A 21,909-nucleotide genomic window follows, 5' to 3' on the forward strand; every position below is an offset into this window, starting at 1 on the left:
TAAACATAAGATGAAGGTAGGTTGGGTTGAGGAACGAAACCCAACGCCCCCACGGGTTACCCTACCACTAAGCCATCCTACAAATAATTGTGCCTCCCTACTTACCTTCAAGACCAAGAATCTAAATCAAGAGATTGCATCCCACGATTACTAACAAACTCTAGTAAACTACCCAGTTGGAACCAGACAAACAAACAAGTTGCCAGACTCAATGGTAGACCTATACCCAAAGCGAGGGGGGAGGGAAAACCAAATATTTCCAATCCAGAAGACATAAATAAACAAACGCCCCCTGTAATTCCTATAAATGGCAATAACAATTGTTTTAAAGAACCGGATGATTTAATGGGTTCTATCTGATTAGCTGGCCACTTCTGCACAATTACCTTTAAGGTACCAGACAAAGCAAAACCAGAAGTTAATGCGGCCAGAAAACCTACCAGTAGTAAAATATAAGGTGGTTGAAGAGGATAGTAATACATGAAAACTCCTGATTTTAAAAAACTAACCAACAAAAACAAAATAGGCTATTATTCAGCTATAACAGAGGAAAGAAAAGAACCTGCTCTGGGTAAAATAGCTGCTACACTTTCCCGAGAGAACTCGGTCAACATATTGAGAGCTACGTTGAGTAAACGATTGGGGGGTAAATCATCTTTGACTAACTCCCATAATCTTTGTACCTCATCAGTATGCAAACGGTCGTCTTCAGTCAACGCTAAAACCAATTGACGACGCAAGAATTTACCCTCTTCAGAAAGTAAATACTGTAAACCCATTTTCGCCGTGGGAACCATATCAAACTCCCCATCTGTACGAGCAATGGAAATCAAATTTTCCAACCTTTGCCATTGGAACTTACCATTTTTAAATAGCACGTTCAATAACCGTCTTCTTAACGCAGGTGATTCACCAGTGAGTAGACGACGTGCTATGTATGGATAGCCAACCTCCACAATTTTAAAATTGCGGTTAAGACTCAACGCAATCCCTTCCTGGGTTACCAGGGAGCGAATAATCAAAGCAAATTTGGCAGGAACTCGGAAGGGGTAATCATACATTAATTCCGAAAATTCATCGGTGATAGTTTTAAAGTTAAAATCCCCAACATTCTTACCAATGGCATTCCCTAAAACCGCTTCTAACGCTGGAATAATAGGACTAATATTTGTCCCGGGGGCTAAAAAACCCAAACTGACAAAATCTTCCGCTAGATCGGCGTAATCCTTATTCACAAGATGCACCAGCGCATCCACTAAAGTTTCCTTAGTAGTTTCCTCCAACTGATCCATCATGCCAAAGTCAATGTAAGCCATGCGACCATCATCCACCGCAAACAAATTACCCGGATGGGGATCCGCATGGAAAAAGCCATATTCTAATAGCTGTTGTAAACCAGAAGTAACCCCAATTTGAATCATACCTTCAGGATTTAAACCAGCTTGACGAATCCTTTCGGTATCCGTGAGTTTATAACCATTGATCCATTCCAGGGTTAAAACTCGATGACTACTATAACTCCAGTAAATAACTGGTACTTTTACCTGGGGGTTGTTGCGAAAATTGTGGGCGAATTTCTCTGCATTACGCCCTTCATTCATGTAGTCTATTTCTTCAAATAATTTGGTGCCAAATTCATCCACAATTAGTGTTAGGTCATGACCAAGATTGAGAGGTAACCAGGGACTTAACCAAGTAGCTGCCCATCGCATTAAGTACAGGTCTTTTGTGATGATTGGTCTCAGGTTAGGGCGTTGTACTTTTACAGCGATTTCTTCACCTGTCACTAAAGTTCCCCTATATACCTGACCCAAACTAGCTGCTGCTACTGGTTGGGGTGATAGTTTGGTAAATATCTCATCAATGGACCTATTGATCTCAGTTTCTATAATACTTAGGGCTATATCGTGGTCAAACGGTGGTAACTGGTCTTGCAGTTTTACCAGTTCCTCCAAAAAGTCCTTACGGATTAAGTCTGGTCGAGTGGATAGAGCTTGACCAACTTTGATGAATGTTGGACCTAGGTTGGTTAACAGTTTTCGCAACTGGGTGGCTCTTTTTCCCCTATTTTGCTCAACCTGATTTCGCCATTCATCCCACTGAAGGCTGAATATAAAGACCGCAAAAGAAAATAGGATTCTCAACAGTCTTGCTAAAGCTAACCAGGGACGGTAACGATAATAACTTGCGATCGCTTCTGGATTGTACTGCTTTAATTGAGCAGGTTGGTAATGACCCACGTCTTTGCCTCTACAACTGGGAATTTGAGCTTTTATTTACTAACTGTTTACGTGGGTATATTGCCCCTTTTCATGGGATTTAGATATCCCATAAAATAATTGCCAATCACCCATTTCCAGGCAATATTAGCCATCATAGGGCGGTTTTTATTACCTAGGTTAGTTTATCTTTTTGTTAATTATACTTTATAAAACTACAAACTTTGGTCTGATAGCAAGGGTATTTTATCTTTTCTTAACTATTACCTGATTTTACCTTACGTGTAGACGTAGCCATCTGTTAAGAGCGATAAGCACCATAAACTAGCACAGGCACTCTTTTATATGCAGGTGTACCGCTATTTATATCAATTTCTGCTTTAAATAACAGATTTGCCTCTGGATAAAACATAAATGCCACGCCTTGACGAATTCTACCACAAATAACTTCAATGCTATTTAGTTCCCCCGCATTACCTTTAACTGTGACCCGATCATTTTCTTTGAATCCTGCTGCGGCAATATCCTCAGCATTCATCAAAATACAATGGCGATGGGGCATATTTCTATACTTATCTTCATCACGATATACCACGGTATTATGCTGACCATAACTGCGTCCAGTTCCCAGTATTAAAACAGTTCCCGGATGATTTTCTGGAACTCCAAAATAGGATTTATTTGGTAAAGATAATTGTGGTAGGGTTGTGACAAACATTTGTGCTTTACCATCGGGAGTATTAAATTTTGGTTCTGAAAAGACTCGCCCATCAATGGTAAATTCTTCTTGAGTTTGGTCAATCTGCCCAATTTTTTGATAACCGGGAATGGTTTTGGCGATAAGTTCTCTGATATAGATTGGATCTTGCAATTTACGCCAATTGATTGGACCTTCTTGATGGGAAATATGGGCAATTTCTGTAATTAACTCTACTTCTGAAATTAAATCAGACTCCCGGGAAGATAGATGTGTTCTACCTGCATCATTTAATCGCACAAAATTGTTTCCCGATTCCGTAGTGGTCTGGTGGGGATTTTCAAATCTGTTAAAAACTGGTAAGATTAGGGTCTGAACCTTTGCCAATCCATGAAAATGTCCTAGATTGGGTTTTGTCCCCACATAAAATATAGTTTCTATTTCAGATAATGCCTTTTTAGCCTGTTGTAAATCTGGATTAGCTGCATATAAATTGCCTCCCAAACAAAACAGGGTATCTACCCGACCTTTTTCTGCTGCTGTGATTAAATCACGGGTATGATAGCCAGGGGTATTATTGAGGGGTTTTCCCAGCAATTGGGATAGTGCTTCCCTAACTTCTTCCCGCAAGTTTACAGTTACACCCATAGAGCCAAATCCTTGAACATTGGAATGGCCCCGAATGGGCATTGTTCCCGCTCCGATTTTACCAGCATTACCTGTCATCAAGGCAGTATTTGCAATGCTGAATATGTTCTCGACTGCGTTCTTATGTTGGGTTATACCCATTGCCCAGGCAAAAACTACGTTTTTTGATTTACCAATTAAATAAGCTGCTGCACTAATTTCTTCCTGAGATAATCCGCAGGTTTTAGTAATTTCTTCCCAAGATGTGTGTTGGGCATAATCTAGGATTTCTTGCCAATTTTTTGTGTGAGATTGTAGGTAGTTATTTTGAATTAAATTTTGCTCAATTAGGGATTTTTGCAAACCAACAAATAGGGCAACATCACTACCAGGAATAGGCTGTAAATATAAAGTTGATATATCCGAACCACCAGTGAGTAGTAATTTGATGGGAAAAGCAGGAGAACCAAATTTGACCAAGCCAACTTCTATCTGGGGATTGATAATAATTATCTTACCTCCCCTGTCCCGTAATTTGATTAACTCGTTCATTAATCTTGGATGATTAGCAGGCGCATTAGATCCAACTAAAACTATGCAGTCACTGTGTTTTAAGCTCTCTAAACTGACCATGGAAGTGCCAGAACCAAAAACTTGCTTTAACCCCACGGTTGAAGGAGCGTGACACAAATCTGAACAGTCAGCTAAATTATTACTCCCCAGCGATCGCATGAATAATTGCAACAGGTAAGCTGCTTCGTTAGAAGAACGCCCAGAGCTGTAACTGGCAATTCTCTGTGGTGTGATACTGAAAGATTTTCGAGCAATTTGATAAACCTCTGACCAGCTGATAGGTTGATAGTGGGATGCTCCAGATCTGAGAATAAGTGGATAGGTTAATCTACCCAATTTGTCGCATTGTTGGGAAGTAAGTTGTTGTAATTCGTTAATAGTGTACTGCTCAAAAAATTCTAGTTTGATTCCCGGTTGCAATTCAGCAGCGATCGCCTCTACACTTTTAGCACAACGTTGTAAGTATTCTCCCGACTCATTAACAAATCCGCCTTTTTGTCCACCAGTTCCCCAGGCGCAGGATAAACAGGCACTTTTATGATTCAGGGTTTGCCATAATTTAGGTCCTTGGGGGGTGAGGGTTTTTTCTACCCAGTATTGAATTACAGGTATTCCTCCTCCGGAGGGAGATTTTGAATTTGCGGTTAAATCATCCATAAAATCTAACTCAATTTCTTGACCTAAGTACCTTATAGTATAGGACATTAAGTTGAATTCCGTTGACTAACAAGTAACTGCAAAAGAAGATTGTAGATAATATTAGGATTATGGCGAAATTCTCGCGCTGGGTTGTTTTTGGAGTGACTTTGCTTTTTTTAGCCAAAACTCTCCAAGACCATTGGTTGGAAGTGAACTCTCTGAGTCTAGTTACAATTAAGTGGAAAACTTTGATTCTAGCCACCATAGTGACATTACTTGCACACACTTGGGCGGGGTGGGTATGGACATGGATTCTGAAAGATTTAAATCAGTCTGTACCTACTGGTCTATTTATCCGAGTGTATTTAAAAACTAATGTCGCTAAATATTTGCCTGGAAATGTTTGGCATTATTATGGAAGAATACTAACAGCTAAAAATACCAATATTCCCACACTGGTAGCCACCTTGAGTGTCCTGTTAGAACCCCTACTCATGGCTACAGCAGCTTTATTTAATATTATTTTACTCCCTAATCAATTATTTCTTACCTTTAGGTACATTCCTCAAATTCTACAATTCATCAGTTTGTGTCTACTGCTAAGTGCCATGCACCCAGCAGTCCTAAATCCTGGGCTGGATATACTATATCAGATAAAAAGCAAAGTTAAGTTCCCTGGAAAAACCTCCCCTACAGTAAATTCCCCGATTCAGCCCATTAATAATTTAATTCTTGACCACTATCCCCTATTACCTCTGGTGGGTGAACTCATATTTGTATACTTACGGGGAACAGGGTTTATTTTAACTATTTCTGCTGTTAGTAATGTGGATATCAACCAAATCCCCATATTAATGGGTGCTTTTAGTCTGGCCTGGGTTTTGGGTCTAGTCATCCCCGGTGCTCCAGGTGGTATAGGTGTATTTGAAGCCACTGCTATTCTGGTTCTAGACGATGTTTTCCCACCTGCTATCCTAATTAGCGCGATCGCACTGTATCGTCTTATCAGCATTTTAGCGGAAACTATTGGTGCTGCTATTGGCTACTTACTCTAGTTTTTTGCTAAATTTGCCCATCTGGTGGTACTATGGTGCTGTTGCTAAATTCCTAAATCATGTCATATAAGTTACTTTTTGTCTGTCTTGGCAATATTTGTCGTTCTCCATCAGCGGAGAATATTATGAATTATCTAATCGATAAAGCAAATTTAAGTAATGAAATTCATTGCGATTCCGCTGGTACTTCCAACTATCACATTGGCAGTCCACCCGATAGAAGAATGAGCGCGGCCGCATCTGCTAAATTGGGTATTGACCTACTTGGAAAAGCCCGTCAGTTCCAAATATCTGACTTTGAGGATTTTGACTTGATTTTGGCTATGGATAAGGATAACTATCGAGATATTCTCTCTCTGGACTCTTCAGGAAGGTATCATCCCAAGGTTCGTCTTATGTGCGACTTTTGCTCTGAACACAGTTTCCAGGAAGTCCCTGATCCCTATTATGGAGGACCAGAGGGATTTAATCAAGTAATAGATTTACTTATGGATGCTTGTAATGGACTGTTAAAACATATAAAAAATCAATAATACTATTCCTCGAGCTAGTCTACTATACCATGCTTTATAGCAAATCTTACCAGTTCAGCTCTGTTATTACTAGAAGTTTTTCTCAATAAGCTACTGACATATTTCTCTACTGTACGTGGACTCAAATATAATTTACTGCCAATTTCTGCATTGGATAGCCCATGAGTCAACAACTCCAGAACCTCTCGTTCTCTGGTACTTATGGACATGAGTATGTGAGAGTCGGGATGGTTTAAAGTCTCAGTCCTAGGAATAGATGGGGAAACAGGTCTGGTTTTGTCATCAGGGGGAAAACTGCCACTGATCTGACTGGATAAACAATATTCCGATTGAATAATTTGCGATCGCTCTAACAAGTTACGAACAGCAGCGGATAACTCCTCTAGTTCAAAAGGCTTAGGTAAATATAAATCACATCCCGACTGATAACCGAGAATCCTCTCTTGAGTTTTGGTTCTAGCAGTCAAGAGAATAACAGGTAGCAAGCGAAACTCAATGTTTTGACGTACTCGACGGACCAACTCATAACCGTTCATTCGTGGCATAATAATGTCCGTCACCATCAAATCCAGGTGTTCTTGTTGTATAATAGATAGGGCGTTTTCACCATCATCAGCTGTCAGTACAGAATAACCACACAGTTCCAGATAATCACTAATCGAGAGACTAGTGCCAATGTCATCATCGACCACAAGGATTTTTAAGGGCATTAAAACCAGATCCCCAGTATTTTTATTACGGAATATTTAAAAATAATAATTGAACAGTAATATATATCTAAACTTACCACTTTTAGGAAATTAATGCCATTCTCGAGAAAGACGCTGTAATAGCATATTCAAAGATATAATTACTTTACGCCAACACCATTTGAAAATATAATGAAACATTATGTTATATTGGTGGTTTAAACTCATATTGGTCTTACCAGGCAAATTAGGCAAATGAAAATTAAAAAAATGACCATTATTTACACATATTTGTCTAAGTATATTTTGTTTACAGTACAAAAGTAAAATTTTCAATGAGTGACAAAAACGAAGGTTACAAGATTATTAGTGATAATAGACAAGCCCGTTATTTATATGAAATCCTAGAAACCTACGAAGCAGGAATTCAGCTCACTGGTACGGAAGTGAAATCAATACGAGCGGGTAAAGTCAACTTACAGGATGGTTATGCTTTGTTGCGTGATGGAGAAGCATGGCTAATAAACGCTCATATTTCCCCTTACACAGCCAGTGGACAATATTTCAATCATGAGCCCAGACGCACCCGAAAATTGCTTTTACACGGATTAGAAATTCGTAAGTTGATAGGTAAAGTGGAACAACAAGGTTTAACCTTGATTCCATTAAAAATGTACTTCAAAAGGGGCTGGGTAAAGATCAGCATTGGTTTATGCAGAGGGAAGAAAGTCCATGATAAACGGGAAGATTTAAAGCGTCGTCAAGATCAGCGTGATATTCAGCGGGCGATGAAGAATTACTAATTGTACTAATTGAGTGGATAGTTTTCCACCTTGTTTTTCTTATTGCCAATCTTGACTAGTATCGCACATAAATCCATGGGAAATCGCTTGTTCAAACTGGTAGGGACAAACTTGGGGAAAAGTTCTCAATGGTAGGTTAGTTTCTCGTAGAGCTAAATCAACTCCCCCTTCAAAAGCATCCTCCAAAGCGTAGGGGATACGGGATTTTAAGGTGGGATTACGTTGAAAATGACGATGGATAGCACGGCGCTGTTCTCTAATAGTTAGAAACCAACTGCGACAACGATTCTCCGGTTGGTATTCCCACTTGAGCAGGTGTCCCAACAAAACCGTAAGACGACTAACTAGTTCCCGATATTCCTGTCTTCCCAACCCTTCTAACTCCGTCTGCAAATTTTCCCAGTCCAGTTGAGATACTTGTCTTTGGGAAATTGCTCTGAGTTGCCATTGAATCCAACCATAAAAGTCTTGTTCGTATTTAGGAGGAACTTCAGAGTTCATAAGTAGTTATGCTCCGTCCTAATTTATTTCTCCACGGTTTTCGGTCAAGGGATTCCAGTAGCTAGCCACTATGGCCACCATTAACCACCAAAGAGTATTCACTTCTGGACGATACCATACAGTATCTACAGTACCATGACCTAGCATACCAAATATAGCCGCGATCGCTCCTATTAACCAAAGTCCATCCTGATTTCTCACCTTGAGAAACTGGCGCATTTGAACCAGTCCTGAGTTGATAATGACAATAATCAACCAGATAAAACAAGACAAACCAACAAAACCACTTTCTACAGCTGTTTCTAGGAAAATTGAATAGGCACTCAAAGCACTATAGCGGGGACGTTGGTAAAGGGGATAGATTTTATTAAAAGAATTATGTCCTGGACCAATACCAATAATTGGGCGATCGCGAATCATTTCCAAAACTGCATCCCAGACATTACGGCGAAAATTATTACTACTATCTTGACGGTCAGCAAAAATACTAACCAATCGCAATCTAACTGGCTCAACAAAAATTACTGCTAGCAGAAGAGCGCCGATAAAAGTTCCCAATATAATTGGCAATAACCAAGTGCGCCAAAATAGAGACAGTTGTACACTCCACCAATAAGCTAACAACACCATAGCAGCCAAAATAGCGATTAGCATACCAATCCAGCCACCGCGACTAAAAGTTAAAACCAAACAAGAAGCGTTTGCGGCTAACATAATTACAGCTAGAGACTTTCTAATCCAACCGTGCCAGGCGAAAATAGCCACTAAACTTAAAGCCACTGCGGGGATCAGATACCCAGCCAATAAGTTCGGATTACCTAGATAACTGTAGACCCTAGTGGTTTTAGATAGAGTTGATTCTGGATCAACCCAGGTAGCCAAGGCCTTAGCCCCGAAAAACCATTGTCGAATGCCATATACACTAACAAGGAGGGATACATGTAAGTACAGGGTAATTAACCAAGAGCGAACGCGGTGAATTCTCAGGGATCTAGCACACAGAGCAAAAAGTAGTAAATAGAGTGTTAAAGTTACCAAATCACTAAAAGCTGCCTTTTTGACAGGGGATAAGCCTGCTGAAACCACAGCAATAAACCAATAGAGCAGAACTACCAGATGAATTGGGGTAAAGGAAATTTTAGATAGATTAGTGTCATCTGATATAGTTAAGATTAACCATAATGCTGCAGCTGCTAGTAGCAATATTCCAGTTAAAGTGCTAGACACAAAGGGTGACAATCCGTAAATTAGGCTGATTAAAGCAGCAGAGAGCATATCTCCCCATTGCATCAGCCAGCTGGTTTGGCGCCAAGGACTTACAATACCCACCAACCTATGTAGATAGCTAGTATTGACATATTCTTTTAGGGGTAAGGAGGATAGTGTAAATCTTTCCCAGAGTAAATTCATAAATGGTGATACCCACAAAATTAGGTTAAAACTGACGATCCCAAAGAAAATCTGTAATTTCTATGAATTTTGACATAGTGTCGCTTGCATAAACTAAAACTATGGTGGTAATAGTTCTAATTGTAATTATAGCTTTAGCTATAACACTAAACAATGCAAACTGACAGCAATTAACATCATTTTAACTACAGCAATGGAAGAACTCATCTCAGACACGGTAACATTGTCACGAATACAGTTTGCACTAACCGCAATATTCCACATGCTCTGGCCAGTGCTAACAACTGGTATGGCCATATACTTAGTGGTAATCGAGGGATTGTGGTTAAAAACTCACAACCTAGAATACTACCACCACGCCCGCTTCTGGTCTAAATTATATGTTCTCAACTTTGGCATTGGTGTTGCATCTGGGTTACCGATGGCATTCCAATTTGGTCTGAACTGGGCACCCTTCTCCGAGTCAGTGGGAGATTTTTTTGGTACCGTCCTGGGTTTTGAAGGCACAATGGCATTTATGCTAGAAGCTAGTTTCCTGGGCATTATGCTATTTGGCTGGGATCGAGTCCCACCAGTTATTCATTGGATATCCACCATTCTAGTGGCTTTTGGAGCTAATCTCTCCACCTTCTGGATTCTATCAGCAAATTCTTGGCTACAAACCCCAGCAGGCGGTGAATTTATCGCCGGTAAGTTTGTTGTTCAAGACTACTTCCAAGCGATCGCCAATCCATTTATGGTGAATAGTTTTCTCCATACATTCTTTGCCACTTTAGAAACCTCCTTGTTTGTGATTGGTGGTATTAGTGCCTGGTATATTATCAATCAACGTCGCACGGAATTCTTCCTCCGTTCCTTCAAAGTTATACTGGCGATCGCCATTGTAATTGCACCTCTACAAGTCTTTATAGGACACCTGAGTGCGGAACAAGTTTACCACTATCAACCGGCGAAACTTGCAGCAATGGAAGCTCAGTGGGAAACAGTTCCTGCGGGAGAACCTGCGGATTGGAGTCTGTTGGCTGTACCCAACAATAAAGTTGAGAAAAATGAGTGGGAAATCAAAGTTCCGGGGGCGTTGAGCTACCTATTAGAACTCAAATCTAAACTTGACCAACCGGTTAAGGGGCTCAAAGAATGGGAACCCAAAAATCGACCCCAAATGGTAGGACTGATCTACTATTCCTTCCGAATCATGGTAGGGATTGGACTATTTTTGGCTGGGTTAATGCTGATTACAGTTATACAATGGCTAAGTGGCAAACTATCCACCACAACCATCACCCAGCAAAAGTGGTTAATGAGAGCATGGATCTTTGCCGGTCCTCTGGGTTATATAGCGGTTGAAACCGGGTGGATTGTTCGTTGTGTAGGTAGACAGCCTTGGATTGTGTATGGGGAACTAAGAACCGTTGATGCTGCATCCCATATTCCCCCAGGAGAAGTTTTATTCTCTCTAGTAGGGTTGATGAGTATGTATGCGGTGTTTTTCGTTGCTGCCCTTTATTTTGGCAGTCGTATTATTCGTAAGGGACCCAACTTAGAATTACCAGCACCGCGTACAATAATTAAACCAGCTATTGATATTGAGCCTGCTCAACATGGAGTAGATCGTCGTCCAGCAGAAGCACAACAGTAAGAGGATAAGTTAGTAAGAAGGTATTTTATGGAACCATTAGAGCCGTTACAACACTTTTTGCCTCAAGTTTGGTTTTTCATTTTAGGTCTGTTTTTGTTCCTTTATATTTTATTAGATGGATTTGATTTAGGAGTTGGCATTCTATCCCTAACCGCTTCTAGCGAGGAACGTCGTAGTATTTTGATGACCAGTTTAGGTAATGTTTGGGATGCCAACGAAACTTGGTTGATTTTAATGGGGGGTTCTCTATTTGGAGCTTTTCCCTTGGCATACGCCACCATTTTAAACGCCCTCTATCTACCTGCGGTAGTAATGGTTGTAGGTTTAATTCTCAGAGCAGTTTCCTTTGAGTTTAGAGAAAACGCTGATAACAAATTAGTTTGGAATATTGCCTTTGGTGTAGGCAGTTTTCTGGCCGCCCTAGGACAAGGATTTGCCTTGGGAAGTGTTTTTGAGGGTATCAAGGTTGACCAAGCTGGACATTTTGCCGGTGGCGTTTGGGACTGGTTAACCTGGCGATCAGTAGTGGTTGCTCTAACTCTAATTCAAGGGTATGTTCTCATTGGATCTACTTATTTAATCTTGAAAACCACTGGAGATTTACAGAAAACTTACTACAAGACTGCCACCATAGCTACCTGGACAACTTTAGTGGGTGCACTATTTATTACTATTAGCACCCCTATAATTTCTGGGGAGGCACGAACCCAATTATTTGCAGCTCCCCTGATTTACATCTTTGGTTTAATACCCGTTTTGGGGATCCTATTCATAGGATTACTATTGCGAAGTCTATACCAGCGTCAAGAAAATACTCCTTTGGTATACACATTCCTAGTTTTTTGTCTTTCCTTTATTGGGCTAGGTTTTGTAATTTTTCCGAACATCATTCCTCCCAGTGTGACCATTTATCAAGCAGCAGCAGCACCAAGTTCTTTGGTGTTTATGTTGACATTTATCGGTTTTCTTATCCCCGTAGTTTTATTTTACAACGTTTATAACTACGTAGTATTTCGAGGCAAAATTATTAACCAGGAGTAGTGATATAATTGCTCATCATATAGATCTGCAAACTAGAGTAGTCTATATGATGAGCACAAAAAGCTTAGGCAATAATAGCGGTAAACTCCTGCGATTACATGTATTATGAAACTTTACCTTTATCTTTTAGCTGGTATCAGTTCCGCTTTGCTGGGTTGGAATATAGGACAGTTTTTCATCACTGACCTAGGTTTGTTTCCCCAATATCCAGAAATTATTCTGTTTCCCTGTATAGCGGTTTCCCTTTCCTGTAGTATGGTGATGAACGAGATATTCATCAGTAATCCTACTAGAGTGAAACGCAGTTTTGAGACTGCTAAACAACCTCTATTAATTGCCACCGGATTAGGTATTATTTCTGGCTTAGTGGCTGGCATTATATCGCAAATTCTGTTTTGGCCAGTGATTCGCGTACCTACTCCTATTGTTAGAACTCTAGGATGGTTATTAATTGGAGTTTCCGTCGGTTTAGCGGAGGGTTTAACTTGGCGTTGGCACAGCATGGAAGCATCAGGAAAAAAACGCCTGCAACAAAGACTGAAAATTAGTGTTATTGCTGCAAGTGGAGCAAGTTTAATGGCAGCAGTTTTATTTGAAATACTTCGTTTGACTATCGGTAAAATGCCACCAGATTTGAAGAGTATAGAAGACATCATTGGTTTCAGCATTTTAGGCTTATTATTGGGTGCAGTTTTTAGTGTGACTAATTCTCCTAGTTATATTGCAGCTTTACGAGCAGGTAAGGGTTTTGAGTATAAAGACTTTAAAGAAGATACCCAAGATGTTCCTTCCTATCCATTGATTAATAGCCATCAACTGTCATTTGTTAACAATGTGGAAGAAACTAATGATATTAAGCCTAATGAGATTCAAGAAGGTTTATCTATTCAACTACCTGCTAGAGGAAAAATCAGAATAGGATCTGATAGCATTAATACAGATATTACCATTCCTGGATTACCTCCCCACATTGCCGATATTGAAATACAAAAAAGAGCTGCTAACTTGATTCCTGATAGTGAATTTTTCCACGCGATCGCAGTTAATGGGGTTACCCTCAGGCACAATCGCCAAGTTGCTCTAAGGCATAATTATTTATTGACTTTATACACATTTAATAAAGCAGGTGTCAAAGAAGAAAAATATTATCGTTTTGTCTACTACAATCGTTTTCTTGATCCCCAGGCATAATATAGCTGTAGCCAAGTTAATTAGGACGCTAGTTACTTGAGAACGATTTCCATATCAACAATCACCCACTTCTCTCAATATATTCTCAATATATAAGGTGAAAACTCAATAAGGAATATAATACCTTTATTGATAGGCTAAGAAGTTTGTCATTAGAGAAGCAAACTAGTTAAAATAATTGGGAAGTGGGGAGTTTCAATTTAATCCCAAAACTAACAAGGATAAAAATATGGCTAGACCTGGTGGAAACCCTGAACTCAAAAAATATCAATTTTCTAGTGAAGGGGAACCTAATAATGCTCAACTTCGCTTGTGGGTTACTAAATCTCTTTTGACTAGGCTTAACAATACCTTCGGAGCGAATAGAAATAAGTGGATTAGAGAAACTCTAACCAAAGCATTAGATGAAATTGATGAAAATCATATGAAACATGATATGAAGAACTTTGAGGAAGAAACAAAGATGCCACTATTAACTAATATCGAGTTAAAAGGAATAGAAACTGGTAAGGAAATTGGTAAGGAAATTGGCAAGGAAATTGGCACATTAGAAAAAGCTCATGATTATGTGAAACTGGTGTTGAAAACCCGATTGGGTGACATACCAGAGACAATTGCCAAAGGGGTGGACACAATATCAGTATTACCAATTTTGGATGAGCTACTAAAGTTGGCAATCAAAGTTGATTGTTTTGAAGATTTTCACCAATCCTTATTAAAATTATCTCCCAAAAAGTTTGAGTCAAATGAGTCGGATAAGAGCTAATTATGACGAACCATGGAAAGAAGCACTAACGGAGTATTTTGAACAATTTCTGCTTTTCTTCTTTCCGGGAATTCACCAATTAATTGATTGGGGAAAAACACCAGAGTCTCTAGATAAAGAACTGCAAAGAATTACAGCCTTATCAAAAACGAAAAGGCGCTTTGCAGATAAATTGTATAAAGTCTGGTTAGTTAGTGGGGAAGAAATCTGGGTGTTGATTCACATTGAAATTCAAAGTCAATATGAGGAAGAATTCCAAAAGAGGATGTATATTTATAATTACCGTGCTTTTGACCTATATCAAAAACCGGTGATTAGTCTAGCAATTTTGGGAGATGAAAAAGCTGATTGGAAACCAGAAAGTTATAATTATAGCTTAGGAGGGTGTGAGGTAAGTCTGAAATTTCCCGTGGTGAAACTACTCAGCTATGAGGAAAAATGGTCAGAACTGGAAGAAAGTAATAATCCTTTTGCTATAGTGGTAATGGCACATCTAAAAACAAAAGCAACTAAGGGAAAACCAGAGGAGAGAGAAAAATGGAAATGGATTTTAATCCGAGGACTATATAACGGGGGGTTAGATAGAAACCAGATAGTTCGATTGCTGGGAATCATTGATACAATGATGAAGCTACCTAAAAAATCACAGGAAAGTTTGGAGAATAAGATAAAGAACTTTGAAGAGGAAACAAAGATGCCACTGTTAACTAATATCGAGTTAAAAGGAATAGAAACTGGTAAGGAAATTGGCAAGGAAATTGGCACATTAGAAAAAGCTCATGATTATGTGAAACTGGTGTTGAAAACCCGATTGGGTGACATACCAGAGACAATTGCCAAAGGGGTGGACACAATATCAGTATTACCAATTTTGGATGAGCTACTAAAGTTGGCAATCAAAGTTGATTGTTTTGAAGATTTTCACCAATCCTTATTAAAATTATCTCCCAAAAAGTTTGAGTCAAATGAGTCGGATAAGAGCTAATTATGACGAACCATGGAAAGAAGCACTAACGGAGTATTTTGAACAATTTCTGCTTTTCTTCTTTCCGGGAATTCACCAATTAATTGATTGGGGAAAAACACCAGAGTCTCTAGATAAAGAACTGCAAAGAATTACAGCCTTATCAAAAACGAAAAGGCGCTTTGCAGATAAATTGTATAAAGTCTGGTTAGTTAGTGGGGAAGAAATCTGGGTGTTGATTCACATTGAAATTCAAAGTCAATATGAGGAAGAATTCCAAAAGAGGATGTATATTTATAATTACCGTGCTTTTGACCTATATCAAAAACCGGTGATTAGTCTAGCAATTTTGGGAGATGAAAAAGCTGATTGGAAACCAGAAAGTTATAATTATAGCTTAGGAGGGTGTGAGGTAAGTCTGAAATTTCCCGTGGTGAAACTACTCAGCTATGAGGAAAAATGGTCAGAACTGGAAGAAAGTAATAATCCTTTTGCTATAGTGGTAATGGCACATCTAAAAACAAAAGCAACTAAGGGAAAACCAGAGGAGAGAGAAAAATGGAAATGGATTTTAATCCGAGGACTATATAACGGGGGGTTAGATAGAAACCAGATAGTTCGATTGCTGGGAATCATTGATACAATGATGAAGCTACCTAAAAAATCACAGGAAAGTTTGGAGAATAAGATAAAGAACTTTGAAGAGGAAACAAAGATGCCACTGTTAACTAATATCGAGTTAAAAGGAATAGAAACTGGTAAGGAAATTGGTAAGGAAATTGGTAAGGAAATTGGCAAGGAAATTGGTAAGGAAATTGGCAAGGAAATTGGCAAGGAAATTGGCACATTAGAAAAAGCTCATGATTATGTGAAACTGGTGTTGAAAACCCGATTGGGTGACATACCAGAGACAATTGCCAAAGGGGTGGACACAATATCAGTATTACCAATTTTGGATGAGCTACTAAAGTTGGCAATCAAAGTTGATTGTTTTGAAGATTTTCACCAATCCTTATTAAAATTATCTCCCAAAAAGTTTGAGTCAAATGAGTCGGATAAGAGCTAATTATGACGAACCATGGAAAGAAGCACTAACGGAGTATTTTGAACAATTTCTGCTTTTCTTCTTTCCGGGAATTCACCAATTAATTGATTGGGGAAAAACACCAGAGTCTCTAGATAAAGAACTGCAAAGAATTACAGCCTTATCAAAAACGAAAAGGCGCTTTGCAGATAAATTGTATAAAGTCTGGTTAGTTAGTGGGGAAGAAATCTGGGTGTTGATTCACATTGAAATTCAAAGTCAATATGAGGAAGAATTCCAAAAGAGGATGTATATTTATAATTACCGTGCTTTTGACCTATATCAAAAACCGGTGATTAGTCTAGCAATTTTGGGAGATGAAAAAGCTGATTGGAAACCAGAAAGTTATAATTATAGCTTAGGAGGGTGTGAGGTAAGTCTGAAATTTCCCGTGGTGAAACTACTCAGCTATGAGGAAAAATGGTCAGAACTGGAAGAAAGTAATAATCCTTTTGCTATAGTGATAATGGCACATCTAAAAACAAAAGCAACTAGGGGGAAACCAGGGGAGAGAGAAAAATGGAAATGGATTTTAATCCGAGGACTATATAACGGGGGGTTAGATAAAAACCAGATAGTTAGATTGCTGGGAATCATTGATACAATGATGACGCTACCTAAAAAATCACAGGAAAGTTTGGAGAATAAGATAAAGAGCTTTGAGGAGGAAACAAAAATGCCACTATTAACTAATATCGAGTTAAAAGGAATAGAAACTGGTAAGGAAATTGGTAAGGAAATTGGCAAGGAAATTGGCAAGGAAATTGGCACATTAGAAAAAGCTCATGATTATGTGAAACTGGTGTTGAAAACCCGATTAGGTGACATACCAGAGACAATTGCCAAAGAGGTAGACACAATATCAGTATTACCAATTTTGGATGAGCTACTAAAGTTGGCAATCAAAGTTGATTGTTTTGAAGATTTTCACCAATCCTTATTAAAATTATCTCCCAAAAAGTTTGAGTCAAATAAGTCGGATAAAAGCTAATTATAATAAGCCATGGAAAGAAGCACTAACCCAATATTAGGAGGTAGAAATGTTGAATGTAGTTAAAAAAAATTACACATTGAGTTATTTTCGTTTAAAAACTTGTTTAATTGGCAAATCTCTGACCCTATCTTTGTTTTTAATGAGCAGTTTAATTAGTCCCACTTTAGCGGGAATTAAAAAGGCTGAGATTGTGGATAGTCCTACTATTAAAGATGATAGGGTTACCATTAAAATCAAAGTGTTAGGAGAAGAAAGTAGACCAGTGATGGGTTTAGAGAGAAATAATTTTGAGTTAAAACTGGATGGCAAAAAATTCAAATTTAAACCCAAGGACTGGAAAAGTCCAGAAGAAACAGTACCGCCCCCAGCGTGGATTATTGTTTTACTAGATTTTAGTGGTAGCATGAATCAAACGGATAGCGGTGGTAGTAAGAAAATCACAGGTGCAATTAATGCAATTGGGCAATTTGCTAAAGTTTCTAGTGAGAGGGGAGGAGATACGCAAATCTCCATAGTTCCCTTTGGTGAAGCAGGGAAAAATTGTCCAGAATACCCTGTAGATAAGGATACATTGGACAAATTTATATCAGCTAGTGATTTTAAACTGCAAAATAGTTTGGAATATTTATCTACTTTGAATCCTTGTGGATCTACCAATTTATATCAACCTTTAAAGAAGTCCTTGCAGTTTTTAGGTAATCCAGAAGATCCACGTTTTACCCTACCAGAAAATTCGTCAGATCCCCAACCAAGACTATCAATCATCCTGTTATCTGATGGCTATCACAATGCTATGAATGAATATCGAGATTTTAGTGAGTTAAAATCCCTGTTGAAAGATTATGAAAATATTACTGTACACACTTTAGGATATGGATTAACACCAGAACAATTGGGAGTAAAATATGGACTCAACCGTCCAGCTACCCGTCAAGATGTTAATGCAAATAAGGTTCCTGAAGCAGAATTTGTCGATAAAACAAGATTGGCAGAAATTGCTAATTTGACCGGTGGAATTGCAGAGTTTTCTGGAGATGAGAAAGCAATAGCAGAGAATTTACAATTGTTTCTCAACGCTCTATTAGGAGAATACCAAATTAGCTATATCCAACCCAATGCAGAACGAGGAACTTTACATAAAGTCCAGGTACGAGTCAAGGATGAAAACAGTCAAGGTGAGTCAAAGTTGGTAGAATATATCATGCCTGTATTTGGGCGATCGCTCCCTTTGGCAAATCGTTTATTTATGGTTATATCCATACTGTTCGTTGTAATAGTTGGGGGAATAATTCCCTTTTACTACTGGGGAGAATATCTCAAACGTGAGGTACAAGCGAATTAGTGCTAGTTTGGTTGTTTTTCCTAACTGCCAATATAGTCCTTACAACCAATAGCTGCTTCGGTACTAGCTGTGTAAGGATTAACCGTGCATTTGAGACGATAATTGTTGGTAAAGAACTGACAATTAGGACAGGGGATCTGGTGCATTTTTTGGGCAATTTGTACAGTATCCTTAGTTGCAGTCCACAAATTTACTACCAATAGGGTAATTATACTCCATGCCATCACAAAGCAGATAGGGATTAATAATGGTTGTAGATTGTTAATTATGTGAATCAGAACAGAAAAGAAATTTAACATGGTAAAAATTCAAGTAAGGTAGGTTTTAAGAATGAATCAGTTAGCGATACCCTGTCTACTATTTCGCAGTGGAACATCCCGTGGACCATTTTTTTTGTCTGGAGATCTACCTGATGACCATACCACCCGGGACAAAATAATTTTGGCAACTATGGGTTCACCAGATGAAAGACAAATAGATGGTATAGGGGGTGCAACAACATTAACTAGTAAGGTTGTGATTTTCTCTCCATCTCATCACGATTGGGCAGATATAGATTTTCTTTTTGGACAGGTTAGCATTAATCAGAATTTGATTGACTGGAGCCCATCCTGTGGTAACATGACCGCCGCAGTTGCTCATGCTGCTATTAAAAGAGGTTTGGTCTCAGCGTTAGATCCCATAACCAAGGTGAAAATTCGCAACTTAAACACCAATTCATTAGTTGAAACTGTAGTACAAACTCCCCAATCTGAAATTATGTATGATGGTAACACGTCTATTGACGGAGTACCAGGAGCAGCAGCACCAGTTGTGATGAATTTTATGGAGGTTGTGGGATCTAAAACCGGTCAGTTGTTACCAACGGGCCATTGTCGGGAAGAAATCGAGGGAATTGAGGTTACCTGTCAGGAATATTAGGAGCTTGTAATAGTGTTAATCTAGCTCAACTGGCTGTTAGCCATCCGGTTAGTGGTGGTATTTATGAATATGGTTATAAATACTTAACTCCTTGGTTAGGTTTTACAGGAGGTTGGATCTATCTTCTAAGTAAAACTGCTGTAGCCGCCACAGCGGCTTTGGGATTTTCTGGTTATCTTTTAAACAATATTGGTCTTGCTGATGCAGGTATTTTAATCCCCGTAGCGGAAATAGCTGTAGTTATTATTACGTTGATTGTGTTTGGTGGTATGCGCAGTTCCCAGATATCAACGATTGTAGTGGTCTTAATCACTATGGCTTCTTTACTGGGTTTAATTACTGCAGGTCTATTCTTCTGCTTTTCCCATGGTTGGGGAAAATTAACATTTTCGGGAATAAACTCTTATCAGGGAGCAACTAGTTTCTTGCAATCGGTAGCTCTGATGTTTGTTTCTTATAATGGTGCTGCTCGGATTTCTATGGTCAGCGAAGAAATTGTTGACCCTAAAAAAAGTATACCAAGGGCAATTATTTTCACCGTGGTGACAACAATGGTTCTGTACATTGGTGTTTCACTGGTTAGTTTAGGTTCCATTGGGGCAGAATCATTTGCTGCTGCGACAAGAACAAACGCTGCTCCATTAAAGGCTGTAGCTGATAGTTTTGGTATTCCTTTAGTCTCTAACCTATTGGCTTTAGGTGCAATTACTTCCATGTTAAGTATATTGCTAACAACTGTTTTAGGCGTTTCTCGATTACTTTTAGCCATGGGAAGAAGGGGAGATATGCCTAAATTGTTTGCCAAACTGAACACTGCAGGAACAACACCAGAATTTGCCGTTATCTTTGTGGGTATTGCAATTGCGGTTTTAGTATTAATTGGTGATGTAAGGGTAACATGGTCTTTTGGCACTTTTGGTGCACTATACCGCAGTTTTATTACCAGTTTGTCAGCATTACAAATTGGGGATCAAGAAAGATTATATCCAAAGTGGATATCTTGGTTTTCTTTGTGCAGTTCAGTAGTGTTAGCCTTCTGTATTGAATGGTATTATTGGACAATTGGTTTAGGATTAGTCATTGTGGGATTAATCTGGCGTTTTATATTCCGTCAGCTTTATACCTCGGAGAATATTCAGTTAATAACCAAGGACTAATATCACATAACACCTCCCCCATGGCCCAGTGCTAGACCAGTAACTAGCATTCCCAAAACTAGAAACGGTTGAGCACTGGCCTGGTATTTCACATCATTACCGATAGGATCTCTTAGGAAATACATATCCTGGAAAGTAATTTGGGGAATGATTAATAATGCCAAAATTGCCGCATATAGATTTTCATGAATGCTGACTAGATAACCTGCTACTAAACCTTGGAATACATCTATCATCACCACACAAATTAGAGCCGCAGTTTGAATGCCAAACATCACCGGTAATGAATTTAAACCTAACTGGCGATCGCCTTCCACACTTTTAAAGTCATTGACAATAGCAATCCCCAAACCAGCCAAACTGTAAAATAGGGTAAGAACCACAATTTTCCAATTTAATTCACCAAATAAAGCATGACCCGCCCACCAAGGTAAGGCAATATAACTAGCACCTAAAGCATAGTTACCCAACCAACCATTTTGTTTTAATTTTAATGGAGGAGCTGAATAAATATAGGCAACGAAAGAGCCAAAAACCGACAGCATCAAAACATTAGGGAATGTGTGACCCGCCCATATATCTAAAATATAAGCAACTCCATAGCCCAATAATAATAAAATTACAAACTGACTAACTACTTGTTTTTCAGAAATTGCTCCGGAAGGAATTGGGCGGTAAGGTTCATTGATAGCATCTATTTCTCGGTCATAATAATCATTAATGGTTTGGGTGTAACCAGTTAGTAAGGGACCTGAAAGTAACATACAAAGTGCTGCTTTCAAAACATTTTCTAAGCTCCAGCTGTAGTTACCAGAAGAAGCTGCACCACAGACCACGCCCCAAATTAAGGGAATCCAGGTAATAGGTTTCATCAACTGTAACCGAATTTTCCAGATGGATGTTTCTCCGGATGCTGCACCTTTCATTCCTAAAAGTTGACGAGTTTTAGATGTGCGTTCTCCTGAATTTTCTGTATCTATGGATTCTTGATTTATGGATTCCACTGTTGGGGGCTGAGAATTGTGATTTATAGGGGCGGATTCAGACATAAGACCTACTTAATC

General features: G+C 38.9%; 21 protein-coding genes. 13 read left to right on the forward strand and 8 right to left on the reverse strand.

Features of this window, described 5'->3' with window-relative positions; genetic code table 11:
• Nucleotides 1–107: 107 nt before the first annotated feature.
• The 3 genes from C6N34_RS10310 to C6N34_RS10320 all read right to left on the reverse strand — a co-directional run bounded on the left by C6N34_RS10310 (nt 108) and on the right by C6N34_RS10320 (nt 4,773).
• Nucleotides 108–482 carry a hypothetical protein gene (locus C6N34_RS10310; protein WP_006277756.1) on the reverse strand — a complete coding sequence of 125 codons (375 nt, stop codon included), beginning with the start codon at nt 480–482 and terminating at the stop codon, nt 108–110.
• Nucleotides 483–530: 48 nt separating this feature from the next.
• Nucleotides 531–2,240, reverse strand: coding sequence for an ABC1 kinase family protein (locus C6N34_RS10315; protein ID WP_115539045.1), 1,710 nt, complete (start codon nt 2,238–2,240; stop codon nt 531–533).
• Nucleotides 2,241–2,520: 280 nt separating this feature from the next.
• Nucleotides 2,521–4,773, reverse strand: coding sequence for an FdhF/YdeP family oxidoreductase (locus C6N34_RS10320; RefSeq protein ID WP_115539054.1), 2,253 nt, complete (start codon nt 4,771–4,773; stop codon nt 2,521–2,523).
• Nucleotides 4,774–4,883: 110 nt separating this feature from the next.
• Here C6N34_RS10320 and C6N34_RS10325 point away from each other — a divergent pair, with 110 nt between their 5' ends.
• Nucleotides 4,884–5,810, forward strand: a complete 927-nt coding sequence (locus C6N34_RS10325) for a lysylphosphatidylglycerol synthase domain-containing protein (protein WP_057177861.1) — start codon at nt 4,884–4,886, stop codon at nt 5,808–5,810.
• A 59-nt stretch (nt 5,811–5,869) separates the two neighbouring features.
• Nucleotides 5,870–6,343 carry a low molecular weight protein-tyrosine-phosphatase gene (locus C6N34_RS10330; protein ID WP_072149104.1) on the forward strand — a complete coding sequence of 158 codons (474 nt, stop codon included), beginning with the start codon at nt 5,870–5,872 and terminating at the stop codon, nt 6,341–6,343.
• A gap of 14 nt (nt 6,344–6,357) precedes the next feature.
• Here C6N34_RS10330 and C6N34_RS10335 read toward each other — a convergent pair whose 3' ends face one another.
• Nucleotides 6,358–7,053, reverse strand: a complete 696-nt coding sequence (locus C6N34_RS10335; RefSeq protein ID WP_057177863.1) for a response regulator transcription factor — start codon at nt 7,051–7,053, stop codon at nt 6,358–6,360.
• A gap of 314 nt (nt 7,054–7,367) precedes the next feature.
• Here C6N34_RS10335 and smpB point away from each other — a divergent pair, with 314 nt between their 5' ends.
• The gene (smpB, locus tag C6N34_RS10340; RefSeq protein ID WP_006277749.1) at nt 7,368–7,835 is read left to right on the forward strand and encodes an SsrA-binding protein SmpB; all 468 of its coding nucleotides are present in this window, start codon (nt 7,368–7,370) and stop codon (nt 7,833–7,835) included.
• Between the two features lie 39 nt (nt 7,836–7,874).
• On the opposite strand, the gene C6N34_RS10345 is transcribed toward smpB, so the two are convergent.
• On the reverse strand, nt 7,875–8,336 hold the full coding sequence (locus C6N34_RS10345; protein WP_115539044.1) for a DUF29 domain-containing protein: 462 nt from the start codon (nt 8,334–8,336) through the stop codon (nt 7,875–7,877).
• A gap of 18 nt (nt 8,337–8,354) precedes the next feature.
• Nucleotides 8,355–9,746: an IctB family putative bicarbonate transporter gene (locus C6N34_RS10350; protein ID WP_057177865.1), complete on the reverse strand. Its 1,392-nt coding sequence runs from the start codon at nt 9,744–9,746 to the stop codon at nt 8,355–8,357.
• Between the two features lie 193 nt (nt 9,747–9,939).
• Between C6N34_RS10350 and C6N34_RS10355 the strand changes: the two genes are divergently transcribed.
• The 8 genes from C6N34_RS10355 (at nt 9,940) to C6N34_RS10390 (ending at nt 18,767) form a co-directional block, all read left to right on the forward strand.
• Entirely contained in the window at nt 9,940–11,385 is a 1,446-nt protein-coding gene (locus C6N34_RS10355; RefSeq protein WP_115539043.1) for a cytochrome ubiquinol oxidase subunit I, read from the forward strand.
• Between the two features lie 27 nt (nt 11,386–11,412).
• Nucleotides 11,413–12,426 (forward strand): cytochrome d ubiquinol oxidase subunit II, encoded by a 1,014-nt coding sequence (gene cydB, locus C6N34_RS10360; protein WP_057177866.1) that lies wholly within the window; start codon nt 11,413–11,415, stop codon nt 12,424–12,426.
• Between the two features lie 105 nt (nt 12,427–12,531).
• Nucleotides 12,532–13,617: a hypothetical protein gene (locus tag C6N34_RS10365; RefSeq protein WP_115539042.1), complete on the forward strand. Its 1,086-nt coding sequence runs from the start codon at nt 12,532–12,534 to the stop codon at nt 13,615–13,617.
• Between the two features lie 229 nt (nt 13,618–13,846).
• The gene (locus C6N34_RS10370) at nt 13,847–14,383 is read left to right on the forward strand and encodes an RpnC/YadD family protein (RefSeq protein ID WP_236106999.1); all 537 of its coding nucleotides are present in this window, start codon (nt 13,847–13,849) and stop codon (nt 14,381–14,383) included.
• On the forward strand, nt 14,364–15,368 hold the full coding sequence (locus C6N34_RS10375; protein WP_211942190.1) for an RpnC/YadD family protein: 1,005 nt from the start codon (nt 14,364–14,366) through the stop codon (nt 15,366–15,368). The genes C6N34_RS10370 and C6N34_RS10375 overlap by 20 nt, the downstream gene beginning before the upstream one ends.
• Entirely contained in the window at nt 15,349–16,413 is a 1,065-nt protein-coding gene (locus C6N34_RS10380) for an RpnC/YadD family protein (RefSeq protein WP_236107001.1), read from the forward strand. The genes C6N34_RS10375 and C6N34_RS10380 overlap by 20 nt, the downstream gene beginning before the upstream one ends.
• On the forward strand, nt 16,394–17,422 hold the full coding sequence (locus tag C6N34_RS10385; protein WP_236107003.1) for an RpnC/YadD family protein: 1,029 nt from the start codon (nt 16,394–16,396) through the stop codon (nt 17,420–17,422). The genes C6N34_RS10380 and C6N34_RS10385 overlap by 20 nt, the downstream gene beginning before the upstream one ends.
• 49 nt (nt 17,423–17,471) lie before the next feature.
• Nucleotides 17,472–18,767 (forward strand): vWA domain-containing protein, encoded by a 1,296-nt coding sequence (locus C6N34_RS10390; protein ID WP_006276263.1) that lies wholly within the window; start codon nt 17,472–17,474, stop codon nt 18,765–18,767.
• A gap of 20 nt (nt 18,768–18,787) precedes the next feature.
• Here the strand turns inward: C6N34_RS10390 and C6N34_RS10395 are convergent, their stop codons facing one another.
• Nucleotides 18,788–19,066 (reverse strand): hypothetical protein, encoded by a 279-nt coding sequence (locus tag C6N34_RS10395; RefSeq protein WP_057178769.1) that lies wholly within the window; start codon nt 19,064–19,066, stop codon nt 18,788–18,790.
• Nucleotides 19,067–19,097: 31 nt separating this feature from the next.
• Between C6N34_RS10395 and C6N34_RS10400 the strand changes: the two genes are divergently transcribed.
• On the forward strand, nt 19,098–19,688 hold the full coding sequence (locus C6N34_RS10400) for a PrpF domain-containing protein (protein WP_115539365.1): 591 nt from the start codon (nt 19,098–19,100) through the stop codon (nt 19,686–19,688).
• Between the two features lie 29 nt (nt 19,689–19,717).
• Entirely contained in the window at nt 19,718–20,845 is a 1,128-nt protein-coding gene (locus C6N34_RS10405; protein WP_236107514.1) for an APC family permease, read from the forward strand.
• A 2-nt stretch (nt 20,846–20,847) separates the two neighbouring features.
• Here the strand turns inward: C6N34_RS10405 and chlG are convergent, their stop codons facing one another.
• The gene (gene chlG, locus C6N34_RS10410; protein WP_115539364.1) at nt 20,848–21,894 is read right to left on the reverse strand and encodes a chlorophyll synthase ChlG; all 1,047 of its coding nucleotides are present in this window, start codon (nt 21,892–21,894) and stop codon (nt 20,848–20,850) included.
• Nucleotides 21,895–21,909: the final 15 nt, after the last annotated feature.

The sequence above is a fragment of the Cylindrospermopsis raciborskii Cr2010 genome, from assembly GCF_003367075.2.
Lineage (GTDB): Bacteria > Cyanobacteriota > Cyanobacteriia > Cyanobacteriales > Nostocaceae > Raphidiopsis > Raphidiopsis raciborskii.

Coding starts and splice junctions, on each gene's coding strand:
- C6N34_RS10310 (WP_006277756.1), bottom strand. CDS start 482: ATGTATTACTATCCTCTTCAACCACCTTATATTTTACTACTGGTAGGT.
- C6N34_RS10320 (WP_115539054.1), bottom strand. CDS start 4,773: ATGGATGATTTAACCGCAAATTCAAAATCTCCCTCCGGAGGAGGAATA.
- C6N34_RS10325 (WP_057177861.1), top strand. CDS start 4,884: ATGGCGAAATTCTCGCGCTGGGTTGTTTTTGGAGTGACTTTGCTTTTT.
- C6N34_RS10330 (WP_072149104.1), top strand. CDS start 5,870: ATGTCATATAAGTTACTTTTTGTCTGTCTTGGCAATATTTGTCGTTCT.
- C6N34_RS10335 (WP_057177863.1), bottom strand. CDS start 7,053: ATGCCCTTAAAAATCCTTGTGGTCGATGATGACATTGGCACTAGTCTC.
- smpB (WP_006277749.1), top strand. CDS start 7,368: ATGAGTGACAAAAACGAAGGTTACAAGATTATTAGTGATAATAGACAA.
- C6N34_RS10345 (WP_115539044.1), bottom strand. CDS start 8,336: ATGAACTCTGAAGTTCCTCCTAAATACGAACAAGACTTTTATGGTTGG.
- C6N34_RS10350 (WP_057177865.1), bottom strand. CDS start 9,746: ATGAATTTACTCTGGGAAAGATTTACACTATCCTCCTTACCCCTAAAA.
- C6N34_RS10355 (WP_115539043.1), top strand. CDS start 9,940: ATGGAAGAACTCATCTCAGACACGGTAACATTGTCACGAATACAGTTT.
- cydB (WP_057177866.1), top strand. CDS start 11,413: ATGGAACCATTAGAGCCGTTACAACACTTTTTGCCTCAAGTTTGGTTT.
- C6N34_RS10365 (WP_115539042.1), top strand. CDS start 12,532: ATGAAACTTTACCTTTATCTTTTAGCTGGTATCAGTTCCGCTTTGCTG.
- C6N34_RS10370 (WP_236106999.1), top strand. CDS start 13,847: ATGGCTAGACCTGGTGGAAACCCTGAACTCAAAAAATATCAATTTTCT.
- C6N34_RS10375 (WP_211942190.1), top strand. CDS start 14,364: ATGAGTCGGATAAGAGCTAATTATGACGAACCATGGAAAGAAGCACTA.
- C6N34_RS10380 (WP_236107001.1), top strand. CDS start 15,349: ATGAGTCGGATAAGAGCTAATTATGACGAACCATGGAAAGAAGCACTA.
- C6N34_RS10385 (WP_236107003.1), top strand. CDS start 16,394: ATGAGTCGGATAAGAGCTAATTATGACGAACCATGGAAAGAAGCACTA.
- C6N34_RS10390 (WP_006276263.1), top strand. CDS start 17,472: ATGTTGAATGTAGTTAAAAAAAATTACACATTGAGTTATTTTCGTTTA.
- C6N34_RS10395 (WP_057178769.1), bottom strand. CDS start 19,066: ATGTTAAATTTCTTTTCTGTTCTGATTCACATAATTAACAATCTACAA.
- C6N34_RS10400 (WP_115539365.1), top strand. CDS start 19,098: ATGAATCAGTTAGCGATACCCTGTCTACTATTTCGCAGTGGAACATCC.
- chlG (WP_115539364.1), bottom strand. CDS start 21,894: ATGTCTGAATCCGCCCCTATAAATCACAATTCTCAGCCCCCAACAGTG.